At 63.8% G+C, this 11,877-nt stretch carries 13 protein-coding genes and 1 pseudogene; 6 read left to right on the plus strand and 8 right to left on the minus strand.

Annotation, left to right across the window (positions count from 1 at the left end; genetic code table 11):
* Positions 1–190: 190 nt before the first annotated feature.
* Positions 191–1,081 (minus strand): alpha/beta fold hydrolase, encoded by an 891-nt coding sequence (locus ACFYTS_RS36090; RefSeq protein WP_387309698.1) that lies wholly within the window; start codon positions 1,079–1,081, stop codon positions 191–193.
* A gap of 36 nt (positions 1,082–1,117) precedes the next feature.
* Positions 1,118–1,678, minus strand: coding sequence for a TetR/AcrR family transcriptional regulator (locus ACFYTS_RS36095; RefSeq protein WP_387309699.1), 561 nt, complete (start codon positions 1,676–1,678; stop codon positions 1,118–1,120).
* Positions 1,679–2,096: 418 nt separating this feature from the next.
* Here ACFYTS_RS36095 and ACFYTS_RS36100 point away from each other — a divergent pair, with 418 nt between their 5' ends.
* Positions 2,097–2,810, plus strand: coding sequence for an SMI1/KNR4 family protein (locus tag ACFYTS_RS36100; protein ID WP_387309700.1), 714 nt, complete (start codon positions 2,097–2,099; stop codon positions 2,808–2,810).
* Positions 2,811–2,972: 162 nt separating this feature from the next.
* On the opposite strand, the gene ACFYTS_RS36105 is transcribed toward ACFYTS_RS36100, so the two are convergent.
* Complete coding sequence (locus ACFYTS_RS36105; protein WP_387309701.1) at positions 2,973–3,362, minus strand: hypothetical protein; 390 nt, start codon at positions 3,360–3,362, stop codon at positions 2,973–2,975.
* Positions 3,363–3,635: 273 nt separating this feature from the next.
* Entirely contained in the window at positions 3,636–4,037 is a 402-nt protein-coding gene (locus ACFYTS_RS36110) for a winged helix-turn-helix transcriptional regulator (RefSeq protein ID WP_387309702.1), read from the minus strand.
* 112 nt (positions 4,038–4,149) lie between these two features.
* Between ACFYTS_RS36110 and ACFYTS_RS36115 the strand changes: the two genes are divergently transcribed.
* Together ACFYTS_RS36115 and ACFYTS_RS36120 are read left to right on the plus strand one after the other, a co-directional pair.
* Positions 4,150–5,022 carry an alpha/beta fold hydrolase gene (locus ACFYTS_RS36115; protein ID WP_387309703.1) on the plus strand — a complete coding sequence of 291 codons (873 nt, stop codon included), beginning with the start codon at positions 4,150–4,152 and terminating at the stop codon, positions 5,020–5,022.
* 494 nt (positions 5,023–5,516) lie between these two features.
* On the plus strand, positions 5,517–5,714 hold the full coding sequence (locus ACFYTS_RS36120; protein WP_387309704.1) for a hypothetical protein: 198 nt from the start codon (positions 5,517–5,519) through the stop codon (positions 5,712–5,714).
* A gap of 110 nt (positions 5,715–5,824) precedes the next feature.
* Here ACFYTS_RS36120 and ACFYTS_RS36125 read toward each other — a convergent pair whose 3' ends face one another.
* Together ACFYTS_RS36125 and ACFYTS_RS36130 are read right to left on the minus strand one after the other, a co-directional pair.
* Positions 5,825–6,790, minus strand: coding sequence for an ADP-ribosylglycohydrolase family protein (locus tag ACFYTS_RS36125; protein WP_387309705.1), 966 nt, complete (start codon positions 6,788–6,790; stop codon positions 5,825–5,827).
* A gap of 203 nt (positions 6,791–6,993) precedes the next feature.
* Entirely contained in the window at positions 6,994–7,473 is a 480-nt protein-coding gene (locus ACFYTS_RS36130) for an Ig-like domain-containing protein (RefSeq protein ID WP_387309706.1), read from the minus strand.
* Positions 7,474–7,756: 283 nt separating this feature from the next.
* Here ACFYTS_RS36130 and ACFYTS_RS36135 point away from each other — a divergent pair, with 283 nt between their 5' ends.
* The 3 genes from ACFYTS_RS36135 (at position 7,757) to ACFYTS_RS36145 (ending at position 10,561) form a co-directional block, all read left to right on the plus strand.
* Complete coding sequence (locus ACFYTS_RS36135) at positions 7,757–8,206, plus strand: hypothetical protein (protein WP_387309707.1); 450 nt, start codon at positions 7,757–7,759, stop codon at positions 8,204–8,206.
* Positions 8,207–8,486: 280 nt separating this feature from the next.
* A complete protein-coding gene (locus ACFYTS_RS36140) occupies positions 8,487–9,680 on the plus strand; it encodes a hypothetical protein (RefSeq protein ID WP_387309708.1) in 1,194 nt (397 codons plus the stop codon).
* Positions 9,681–9,940: 260 nt separating this feature from the next.
* Positions 9,941–10,561: a hypothetical protein gene (locus ACFYTS_RS36145; RefSeq protein ID WP_387309710.1), complete on the plus strand. Its 621-nt coding sequence runs from the start codon at positions 9,941–9,943 to the stop codon at positions 10,559–10,561.
* 30 nt (positions 10,562–10,591) lie between these two features.
* On the opposite strand, the pseudogene ACFYTS_RS36150 reads toward ACFYTS_RS36145, so the two are convergent.
* Positions 10,592–11,368, minus strand: a pseudogene (locus tag ACFYTS_RS36150) (IS5 family transposase); the annotation flags it as partial.
* 127 nt (positions 11,369–11,495) lie between these two features.
* The coding region (locus ACFYTS_RS36155) for a hypothetical protein (protein ID WP_387309709.1) at positions 11,496–11,877 on the minus strand (382 nt) is incomplete at its 5' end.

Consider the following 11,877-nt stretch of genomic DNA (forward strand, 5'->3'; position numbering starts at 1 on the left):
CTGGTACCAATCACACGCTGTTCGGCCGTCTCGGTTGGCCGCAGCTCGTTGATCCCCGACCTGCAAGCGATGGCCGGTCCGGTCAGCGCGGGAAGCGGCAGTACAGGACGTTGCCGGTTCACCACCCAGCAGCTATCGCTGCTGGGTGGGCCCACTCGACGAGTTGAAAACTTCCTCCGAGCTTGTCGGTTCATGCGGGTGTGCGTTGTACTAGGTCCAGGATGAAGGCGGTTACGTCCGTTGGCTTTTCCTCGGCCATGAAGTGGCCGGCGTCGATCGGCTGGTAGGTGGTGGTCGGAGCCCATTGCCGCCAGAGAGCGGCTGCGTCGAATCCGAGACGTGCCCCCCAGTCCTGGGAGATCACTGCAACAGGCATGGCCAACTGGGCACCTGCCTTGCGGTCGGCTCGGTCCATCGCCAAGTCGATTCCGGCGGTGGCCCGGTAGTCGGCGACGATGGATGGCACAGCATGCATGGAGCTGTCGATGTAGTGTCGGCGGACCTCGGGTGGGAAGGTGGTTCCGCTGGGGTCCCAGGCGTCGAGGAACGAGCTGAAGAAGTCTTCGGCGACAGCTTCGATCATCCGCTCGGGCAAGCCCTTTGGCTGTGCCATCAGATATAGGTGCCAAGCGACGGCGGCATCGACACCGTGCAGCACGTCCCAGGTATCCATGGTCGGCAACACATCCAGAATCCCCAAGTGGGTGATCATGTCCGGGTGGTCGAGCGCTGCTCGGACCCCGACCAGCGCTCCGCGGTCATGGCCGATGAGGCTGAACTGTTCGTAGCCGAGTTCGCGCACGACACTGACGATGTCGAGCGCCATGGTCCGCTTCGAATAGGTGTCCGGCGTCGCCTCTTCGGGTTTGTCGCTCGCACCGTAGCCACGCAGATCAGGCACGATCACCCGGTGGCGGTCTGCCAGTTCACGGGCAACATGGCGCCACATGAGGTGAGTCTGCGGAAAGCCGTGCAACAGGACGATGGGGTGGCCGTCACCGCCGACGGCGACATTCAGATGGACGCTGTCCGCCCCCAGGACATGGCGGTATTCGAAGTCGTTGATTGTCGTGCCCGACATGGGCGCGCACCTTTCGTCGATCGGTTGGACGTGTCGTCAGGAGAAAATGGCGGGTAGCGGAGGTTCTGCACTCGCGCTTGCTCGCAGAGCCGGGACAAGAATCGTGTCGACCAGATGTGCCAGATACTCGGCTCCGGCGGGAAGCCCGTTCAGCCTGCGTAGAAGTAGCACTGACCCAGTGATTTCCTCGAAAGGGAATGGTTGAGCACCGGCTGGTAGCTCGCCCCGGGTGATGGCAGCCGATATCACCGAGGCTGGCAACTTGGCGCCGGTCGGCCCGCTCGCTTCTTCGATGTGGCGACACAGGTCGGGATCCTCCAGACCCGCATGCAGCAGCATCAAGCTCATCGTCGGGTCGGCAGCATCCATCGTGGTGGCGAGCCGTTCACACAAGGCAATCAGGTCTCCGCGCAAGGAACCGGTATCGACCGGGTCCGCGGAGGTGCCGGCTGCGGGACCGGCCTTGACCGCGGCAACCACCATGTCCCGCTTGGTCTCCCAGCGCCGGTACAGCGTCGCCTTCGACGCCCGAGCACGACGCGCGACCGCCTCGAACGTCAAAGCGTCATAACCGACCTCACCCACCAGCTCCAGCACACACGCGAGAATCTCAACCTCACGCGCCGCATCACGGGGCCTTCCTGCGCGCACTTCAGGTACCGGATCCGTGGTGTGACTATTACGAAACGACACGTTCTGTACCGTATATGGAATCCGGCTGGTTGTCCACCGATCGGTCCGGTCATCCCGAAAGCCGAATGGCGCTGAACAGCTGCCCGGCATTTCGACATCCGTGCATCGGCAGTCGCGGACGTTCTGCACCGGAACAGGTTCCGGCCGCCGGCGCGCCCCACGCTGGCCGGTTCAGTCAGCGCGGTATGCAGTGCGGACGTTCCGCCTGCCTCGGATCGGTACGGCCAGTTGATCTTCCGGCGCCTCGCGCTGGCCGGTTCGGTCAGCGCGACATGCGGCAGTTGAGTGCGTTCGACGCCCTGGGCGCTTGTATGTTCTGGCTGTGCATGCAATCGCGCTTTTCGAAGAGTATGTCGACTGGCTTCGCGTCAACGTGCCGTTGGCGTACGAGAACTTGGCACCGCCCGCTAGCCCGGCCGAGATAGCTGATCTGGAACAGGTACTGGGGCAACGTCTTCCTGATGACGTTAAAGCCGTTCTCAGGTTGCACAACGGTCAGCTGTCGACCGATACCTCCACGAGTGGTCCGGGTGCGGCGCCATGCATCCCGACCCTGTCGTTCCTATCAACGCATTTGATCCAAGAGGCCTGGTCTTCCTGCGTCTCATTGCTCGAGAGCCCTGAAATCGAGGACCTCCAAGCGTTCGGCGACGTCATGGCGGGCGCGGAAGGGCGGGTCAAGCCGCTCGATACCTCGGCAGGCTGGATTCCGCTGTGGTCGGACACAACGCGGCGAGACTACATCGGCCTGGACCTTGACCCTGATCATGCTGGAATCCGAGGCCAGATCATCAATTTCGGGCGGAACGAACAGCGGCACTTCGTTTGCGCAGAGAGCTTCACAGACCTACTCGGCTTTCTCCTCGATGAGGTTCGTTCAGGGCGGTGGCCGGCCTCGACTCTCGTCGAAGGCGATGAGGACGACATCGAGTACGACGATGACGACGGCTACGAGCCCGAGGAGTATCCGTGGTTCGGCGTTCCCGGCGAGCACTTCTTCAATGCGCTCTATGCGCGCGCGATGAGTGCTGCCTGAGTTCGCCACTTGGTAGCAATCCGGATCCGGCATTCGGCAGAAGCGGATGTTTTGCACAGCACCGGATCCCGGCCGCCGGTGCCCCGCGCTGGCCCGTTCGGTCAGCGCAGCATACGGCACGAGCGGCTATTCCCGGGAAACAGTCACTAGAGTTCCAACGGCTTACCCACGTCCGAACCACCGTCGCCAGCCACCCTGCCGAGTTCGACGACTGGCCTCTGCGGCTTCCGCGCGGGCCGCGAAGAAGTGTGGCTCCGGCTCACCGTATTCGTATTCCTGCCGCATACTCCAACTGCCGTCAGGATTCTTCTCGAACTCGTAGACCCCACCGATCAAACCTGTGCCCGACTCCTTGTGCATCCCGATCAACTGCACGATGGCCTCATAGAGGTCCTCCGACCAGTCGAGATCATCTCGGACGTCCGACGAGAATCCAATCTGGAGTATGTCGCCCTCGGGTGTCTCCTTGACCTGGAACAGTAGCCTCGCTCCGACAGCGGTCGCATCCAACAGCTGAACCGCGAGTTCCCCTATCGCGTTGTCGATCTCCATCTGCTGAAATAGATTCACTAGCGCCACCCCACATCTCGCAATTTGCCCTTGAAGGGGCACATACTCCGGGGATACTACGGACCCTTCCGGATTCGGACAAAGGGCCAGTTGGCGGTTCGACCTGCACAGCGCCTTCCTTGGCGCCGAGGGTCTATGGCTCGACAGTAGTGTGCGTTCGGTCGACACCGGATGCACACTGCCGGTTACCCTTCCGAAGCGCCGCGTTGGCCGTTCCGAGCAGCATGGCATGCGATATGAGCGTGTGTTGGGAAGCTATTCGGTGGCGGTTGGGTCGGCATGTGCGTCGTTGACGGTGTTGGCGTAATCGATCTCGGCCATATGATCCTCGGCCCAGGTGCGCAAAGCCGCCAAGGGGATCTCCAGGGACAAGCCAAGTTCGGTGAGCTGGTAATGCACGCGTGGTGGCACTGTCGGCTCGACTCGACGGGTGACCAGACCGTCGCGGGCCAGGCTGTGCAGGGTCACCGACAGCATCTTCTGGGATACACCGGGCATTCGCCGCCGCAGCTCGGCGAACCGTACCTCGCCCGGGGCGGCCTGCGCGAGGACCTTTACCGCCATCGACGTCCATTTCGTGCCGATGCGATCCAGCAATTGCCGTGTCGGGCATTGGGAATCGAACAGATCACCGCGAACCGGCGTTGTCGCGTGCACTGATCGAGTAGTCACCTGGACCTCACCACCTGTCGTCGAAGTGCCTTCTTGGCAGCCTAACCGAGGTTACCTACCGTTTCCTGGTAACTAATGGAAACCAGCTGGAGGCCTCATGAACCGCGCGCGACCGCTCCACGCAGCCCCTATCGAGCTGTGCCGGATCGAGACCAACGGCATCCACGCCAATGTCGCCATTGCAGGCTCCGGCCCCGCAGTCGTTCTGCTGCATGGTTTTCCGCACACCTGGCGGCTCTGGAGCGAGATCATCGGCCCGCTGTCCGAGCACTACCGGGTCATTGCCCCGGACCTGCGCGGGTTCGGCGCCACCAGCCGTGCGCCGGACGGCTACGACGCCGCCACGCTGGCCGCCGACATCGCCGGGATCCTCGACGCCCTCGGTGAACCCACCGCGGCCGTGGTCGCGATCGATGCCGGTACCCCGGTCGCGGTCCTGCTCGCCCTGCGCCACCCCGACCGGGTGCGACGTCTGGTGGTCATGGAAGCCCTGCTGGGTGCCCTCCCCGGCGCCGAGGACTTCCTCGCCGCGGGTCCGCCGTGGTGGTTCGGCTTCCACGCCGTCCCCGGTCTCGCCGAAACGGTGCTGCCCGGCCACGAGGCACGTTATGTCGAATGGTTTCTCACCACTGGCACCCGAGGCCGGGGCGTGCGGGCAGATATCCACGACGCGTTCATCGATGCCTACACCGGAGTCGACGCCTTACGCTGTGCCTTCTCCTACTACCGGGCACTCCCTACCAGCGCCCGCCAGATCGCTCACACCGTAGCCTCCACCCGGCTCACCACACCCACCCTGGCGATCGGCGCCCACCCCGTCGGCGACGCCCTCGAACGGCAACTCCGACCCATCACCGATAACCTCGTAGGACAGGTCATTCCGCATTGCGGTCACATCATCCCGCTGGACAGGCCACACGAACTGCTCGACGTCATGATGCCCTTCCTCGCCGCCGAACAATCCGCCTGACCACGCAACCGCATCGGCGGACACGCCTATCGGCACATGCGGGCGTTCCGCCGACCTCAGATCGGCTCGGCCGGTTGAACTTCCGCCGGACCATGCCGGCCCGCCTCGAACCGCGCGGGTCGCGGCATGCGCGGATATTCGGTCGTGTGCTCGTCCGTTGACTTTAGGGTCATTGCCTGAACTGAGGGTCGGAAGGTTGTGTGGCAGGTTGGCGGATTTGTGGTGGAGCGAGGTCAAGAACTTCTTCGACCCCGACTTGATGGGCGCGCTGCCCGACGTGTCCGTGCAGGACACCTCGGTCGAGGATTGGCAGGCGGTGTTCGATCTGATTCGCTTGAAGGGGTGGGCGTGGGAGTACTTCGAGGGTTTCATGAAGCGGCAGTTGCCATCTGCTGGGGAGGTCTTGTCGCGCCCTGCCGACGCGGAGGTCATCACGCTGCGAGTTTGGCCAGTCCCAGATGTGCAGGTGATTTCGTCCCCGGACCGCCGAGGAGATGGACTTCGATGTCGACCTTCGCGAGTTGCAGGGCCAGGCCGGAGTCGACACGCTGTGCGATTTCCTGCGCACGATCGGCCGGCGGCTGGGCAAGCCTGTTTCCATGTACTCAGAGGGCAGCTCTCATTCCCCGGTACTCGGTTTCGACCCCGCCGCTGACCGTGTGGTGCTGCTGGCAGATCCACACTTCGACTGACCCGAACCGATGAACAGCCGGCACGCTCAACTCGGCATTCGCGGACGTTCCGGTGCTGCGGCGACCTCTCCATCGGCGGGCCCGCGCTGGCCGGTCAGGTCAGCGCGGCATCACCGCACGTTCGAGTCGTGCCTGTCGTCGAGCTTTTGCCGGGCGTCGCGATCCGTCGCCCACGCAGGCAGTGGCTCTCGCGCCGACAACCACTGCGGCGGTATTCCGCGTACACCGTTTCGCGTGCCGATGCCTGTGCGCGCTGCCACGATTCCGCCGACGATCGCGGCCGTGGTGTCCGCATCACCACCGGCCTCGACACATGCGGTGACAGCGGCGGGATAGTTGTCGAGATAGGTCGCTGCCGCCCACAGGGTGAACGGCACCGTGTCCTGGGCGCTGACTTGTGCACCATTACCGAGTTCGTATGCCGCTTCGGCCACAGAGCGCCCCAACAACCGCCGGGCCCGGCGGACACCACTGGCGGTCCGGCCCTCGACCAGGTACGGCTCCACGACGGCCAAGAATTCCTCAGGCGCGCAGTCTCTTCCGCGGGTCGCCGCGGCGTGCCCGGCCGCGACAGCAACCGCCATGGCGGCCACGATCGCTTCCGGATGCCGATGCGTCACCTCGGCCGACAATGCGGCTTGGACCGCCGCACGGTCCAGATTCCCGGCGAAATACGCTCCGAGCGGGGCGACCCGCATCGCAGCACCGTTGCCCCAGGAGCCTTGCCCGTCGAACAGAGCCCCCGCCGCGTCGGCCCAAGGCCGTCCGTCGCGAATCTCGTGCAGCACAGCGACTGTGCCGCCACTGTAGCCCCGGTAGGGCTCGCAACGGTCGGCGAAGGCTGCCGCCAGCCCGTCTCGGTCGATCCGGCCGTTGCCGCGGAGCTGCACATACACAGAGCAGGCCATCTCCGTGTCATCGGTCCATTCCCACGGCGCCGCCGGCGCCCGGCCGTCGAGAAGATCGGGTAGTGAACGGCCCGGCACGAAGAATTGAGCACCCAGCGCATCACCGACGGACAAGCCCTCGAGACTGTCACGAGCGACATCGGAAACCAGTGGCATATCGGCAACCATGCTGCCAAACCAGTCCGAACCACCGCAACATCACTGCCCCAAATCATTTCGCCGGTTCATCGACAAACCGGAACTCGTCCAGCGAAATCATGCCGAAATCGGCAGTCGCGGACGTCGAGAGCCCTGGCAGGCGAGCCCGGCTATCCGGGGCGTCACCGGGAACCGATCCGTCTCGAACCGGTTGGCAGCCAGTTCCTTTCGTGTTAGCCGAAGAGGCTGGGCAAGCAGCTGAAGCTGCCCGTGCTCGTGGCCGCGCGGACCTGCACGGTCAACGGCGCCATGGGCATCGAGGAGGTGGCGAACTGTGCCGTCGCGGTAAGAATGTGCTGCCCAGCGGTTTTCGGGGTCCACGACACCTTCGCCTGACCCCACCCGTTCGGGCCGTCACCCACCGTGCCGGTGCCGATGGTGGCCCCATCGTCGAAGAAGGTGACCGTAATGCCGCCACCGGCGAAGTTGTCCCTCGCCTGGTCACCGGCGCGCAACCGGTACAGGTCACCACTATTCACCTCGTAGGCGCATCCGACCTGCGGATTCGACTGCTTCATGGCGATGTGCCCCGCGATGTTCCCCGTGGTTTCGGCCGCGGCCGGCGCGGCGAACAGCACTACCGGCGCCGATACCGCGACCAAAGCCCGAACGCCCCAGCCGATCCGACGGTCCAGCCCACTACGTGCACTCATCTGCGTCTCCTGTTCTTCGGCCTCGAACGACGAGGTCGACGAAAGCTATCGTGCACAGGGAGTGAAACTGTCTCATTTCACAGAACTGGGTTGCCCCTACTTCCCGGGGCATACACCGTCGCACTAGGTTCTGTCTCCCACCGCGCCGGATTCGTTCCGGCCCCGATTGCTGAATGGCTCAAATCATTCGGAGACAGAACCTAACGCAGTAATGCCTGGGAACTCCGACATCCACCGGTCGCGAACGTGTCGCCTCCGACTCCGGTCCGGCACAATCACGCTGGTGCGAGCCCTCGATCTCGAAATTGCCTTCCATCGGTACCTGGACAGCCATCGCAGCACCCTCGACAACCTCGACGCGACCACCGCGCTCGCCGCGATGACCAAGTTCTACATCGATCACCGCGTGACAGATGTCGACCTTGACGGCGACGGTGACATGCTTCTGTTCCAGTGGGGCATTCATGGCGGTGACCAGCAGGAATTTCTTTACGACATCACCAGGCAGGTCATCTCCGACCACGGGGGCGACGACGATATCCGGCAACTCTCACTCACCCTGCACTATCCATCGACGCCGAGCTCCCGCAACATCGGAAACGGCAGCCTATGGTGTCCGCATCCCGAGCAGGCCCCATCGTTCCTGTCGCTGCTTGCACGCCACCCGGCGACAACTCACGCGGTCACCTCTCACCCGCACCGGACCCAAATCACCTTCGAACACGCCGGATAGAATGCTCATCGGCATGAGGGTGCGAGTGCGCTGAATGGATGAGACCCGCTATGCCCGTAGTACACCGATCGCCGTAGACGTTCCCCGACGCAATAGGCCTGGAGCATGACTACGTCTGACCTCAGCGGGCGATGTCTGGCAGGGCTGTCGGCGGGATGATTCCGGCTGTGCCGTCACCCACTCGACAATCCGATTCCACCATTCCCAACAGCGTCCCGGATGAGGCGCTTCGACGCCTCTGCAACGGGCCGGATGCCGGTGCGCGTTAACGGTCGGCGGGTTGGTTCTGGTGATATTCGTCTATGGCAACTTCGTTCTGCTGAATCCGGTGATCAAACCGCTGAAGGCGGGTCTCGCGCAGGTCGGAAGCGTAGTGGTGCGCGGCCGCGGCGTCGTCATGGATCCGGCGAATACCGGTGACACACTGGGGGAATGGTGCGCCCTGGCCGGATGTCTGGTCGTCGGGTTGGTCGTGGCCACAGTGTGGGGCGTCCTCGACCGCCGCCGCGTCCATTATCGGCGTGCGCTGCGGGCGTTGTTCGAGGTGGCACGTGTCGGCCTCGCAGTCGAGCTGCTCGCATACGGGCTGGCGAAAGCTATTCCGGTACAGATGGGGTACATGACTCAGCCCGCACATCAGCTTTCCCTGGCCGGTGACCTCGGGTTGAAAGACACTTTGTGGACGTTCATGGGTGCGTCGGACCCGTATTCGATTGCGACCGGACTCGCGGAGCTGACCGCCGGTGTGCTCCTGTTGTGGCGGCGAACGGTCCCCGCGGGCAGCGTGCTCGCCGCTGTCGTCATGGCACAGGTGTTTCTGCTCAATCTGTGCTACGACGTGCCGGTCAAAATCCTCTCGGGGACACTGCTGCTCACCGCGCTCGCCATCGCTATCCCGTTCTACCCGAATGTGATCAGGGCGCTCACCAACACCCCACCACTACCCCCACGACAGCTGTGGCCGGCACCGGGACCCGCGCGGATCCGCACCGGTGCGACCATTCTCGGATTCGTTGCGGTAGTCGCGAATACCGCACTTCTCGGTGCCCTGTTCATCATCGCGATCGTCGACATCCATACCCCGAAGTCGAACCTCGACGGTGTATGGCAGGCGGTTTCATTCACGGTCGACGGAACACCCGCGACGATTTCTGCGCACGACACCGACCCCTGGTCGAATGTAGCGATCACCGACCGCACCGATTACCAGAGCTTCGTCAGCCAGGCTCCCGACGGCATGACCACGATGTGGGCATTGGAGGTGCGCGAAGGAAAGCTATTGATCCGCCAACGGCTTTCGGACTCGCCCACCGAGATCCGATACCGGTGGAACGGCGATCAGACCCTGATCCTGTCCGGCACCCTCGGCGAGCACACCATCGAAGGACAATTCCAGCGGCGCGTCATGCAACGAGAACAGTCCGGATTCCGGCTGGTCCAGCCCATCCACGACCCCAGCCTGCCGCCCTCGTGACAGGGCGTCGCCATAGGATCGAGGAACCAAGCCCCGCAATGCGCGCAGCTCGGCAGTAGCGGACGTTCTGGGCATTCAGATCGGCACGGCGGGTTGATCTTCCGGCAGGCCGCGCTCGCCAGTTGGGTCAGCGTGCCATACGGCATGACCTGTCGGCCGGTCGTGGTTGGCGGACGTTCGGAGCGGGACGAACGCGGTCGCTCACATAATCCTCACAATTCCAGCACATACCGTGCATATCGGGGACATAGGCTGCTGCCGTGTTCGTCAAAGCTTTTCGATCCTCCGATGCGCCCCTGTACGCCGTGGTCGTGGCCACGATTGTGCTTGGCGTGACGCTGCATCGCGGTTGGATAGTCACCAAGCTCTGGATTCTCGCCTTGCCGTTGCTGCTGGGAGTGTTCGTGGCTGCCTTGGCCTGCTTTGCGCTGGCGCTGTTTCTGGCCGGCGGCGATACGCGACGGTGGCCTCTGGCGGCAACCGCGATGCTCGCACTGATCGGGATCGGCGGGTCGGTTCTTCTCTTTGTGAACCCGAAAGCTAGTGCGTGGACCAGGTTTTGGGTCGAGCGACCGGCGTTCGCCGCTATCGCAGCGATGGAACTGCCGGAGGGCAAAATCCCCTTCTACGGTGTCGAGCTGCCTCCGCACCTGTGTCTCGTTTCGGCGAACTGCCGAGTGGCAGTGATCGGCACCAGTGGTGGGCAGCGGGTGCTGTTCGTACCCGATTACATCGGGATCCCCGACGATGCGCTCGGCTACGGGCATTTCGTCGGAACACCCGAGCCTGGACCGTACAACGGGTTCGGCGAACCTGTCTGCCCCACGATGGAGCTGGCGGGCGGTTGGTGGTGGCTCGACTCCTGCTGGAACGCTACCTAAGAGCTCCTGTCGGGTTCGGTTGCTGAGTCGTCGCCAGCAGATGAGTGCTGCGGCGAGGTCGAGGAATCCGTGGTGGATGTCGGTGCGGCGTTCCCATCGGATGGCCAGTCGCCGGTACTGGTGCAGGAGGGCGAAGGTTTGTTCGACGATCCAGCGGCCTGCGGTGACTTTGTCGCGGGTGCCGCGGCGGGGGAATGTAGCCGGTGATATGTCGTTGCCGCAGTTCGGAATACACGCTGGGGTAGTCGTATCCCTTGTCGGCGATGAGGTTGGCGATCCGGCGGCGGGGTTGGCCCGCACGCCCGCGCAGGGGGCGAACCCGGTCGAGCAGCGTGGGCAACATCAGGTGATCGTTGACGTTGGCCGCCGACAACACGACGGCGAGCGGGAATCCGTTCGCGCAGGTCAGGATGTGGTGCTTGGAACCGGTCTTGGCGCGGTCGACCGGGCTGGGACCTGTTGCGGCGCCCCTTTTTTCGCCCGCACGTGCGAGCCGTCGACCATGACCCGGTCGAAGTCGATCAGTCGGGCGGCATGGGCGCGGGCGAGCACGGCCTGATGGATCTGCTCGAACGTCCCGGCGGCTTGCCAGTCCCGCAACCTGCGCCAACAGGTCATTCCGGACCCGAACCCCAGCTCCTGGGGCAGGTCTTCCCATCCGATCCCGGTGATCAGCACGAACAAGATCCCCTGCAGGACCAGTCGGGAGTCCATCTGCGGCGGTCCCGGTGTCCCGGCCGGTTTCACCGGCAGTAGCGGTTCGATTACCGACCACAACTCGTCATCCACGATCCAGGGTGCTGCCACAACGAAACATGCTGCACTGCAACGCAACCCGAAGCCAAACGACCGAACCTGTTAGGAGCTCTAACCCCGCACCCGCAGCAACGCCTTGACATAAGGGGGGAGTCATGAGCGGATAGTCGGCAGAGGATCAAAGCGCCGACCTCTGCGGTTCTCCGAGGATTTTCAGCCCGACTTGCGAGGCCAGCCAGGTGGCTCGTTCGGGATGGAACTGCTCGGCGTGGATGTAGAGGGTGTGGTCGGAGCTCGGCACGTCCGGATAGATGCTGCGTGCGTTGAAGCTCACCGTGATGAAGGCACACCGGCACGTGTGGCCCAGCCTGAGTTCGGGTATGGGTGGCCAGGAATTGAAATCCCATCGGGCAGTCACCATCTCACCACCAGCGGCCTCCAGCACGGCTTCGACCGATTCCGGTTCTAGTGCCGCGTCAGGCAACGTTGGATAGGTAATCCGGTCGGCGGATCTTGGATCCGACTGCGAAGTCGCGGACGGGTCTGGCGTGCTGGTTGCG

Origin of the sequence: Nocardia sp. NPDC004151 (assembly GCF_042874235.1) — a bacterium.
In the GTDB taxonomy this organism is placed as follows: Bacteria; Actinomycetota; Actinomycetes; order Mycobacteriales; family Mycobacteriaceae; genus Nocardia.

Bases quoted from the DNA above. Each gene is read 5' to 3' on its own strand.
- ACFYTS_RS36090 (WP_387309698.1), bottom strand. From the start codon at position 1,081: ATGTCGGGCACGACAATCAACGACTTCGAATACCGCCATGTCCTGGGG.
- ACFYTS_RS36105 (WP_387309701.1), bottom strand. From the start codon at position 3,362: ATGGAGATCGACAACGCGATAGGGGAACTCGCGGTTCAGCTGTTGGAT.
- ACFYTS_RS36115 (WP_387309703.1), top strand. From the start codon at position 4,150: ATGAACCGCGCGCGACCGCTCCACGCAGCCCCTATCGAGCTGTGCCGG.
- ACFYTS_RS36120 (WP_387309704.1), top strand. From the start codon at position 5,517: ATGGACTTCGATGTCGACCTTCGCGAGTTGCAGGGCCAGGCCGGAGTC.
- ACFYTS_RS36125 (WP_387309705.1), bottom strand. From the start codon at position 6,790: ATGGTTGCCGATATGCCACTGGTTTCCGATGTCGCTCGTGACAGTCTC.
- ACFYTS_RS36130 (WP_387309706.1), bottom strand. From the start codon at position 7,473: ATGAGTGCACGTAGTGGGCTGGACCGTCGGATCGGCTGGGGCGTTCGG.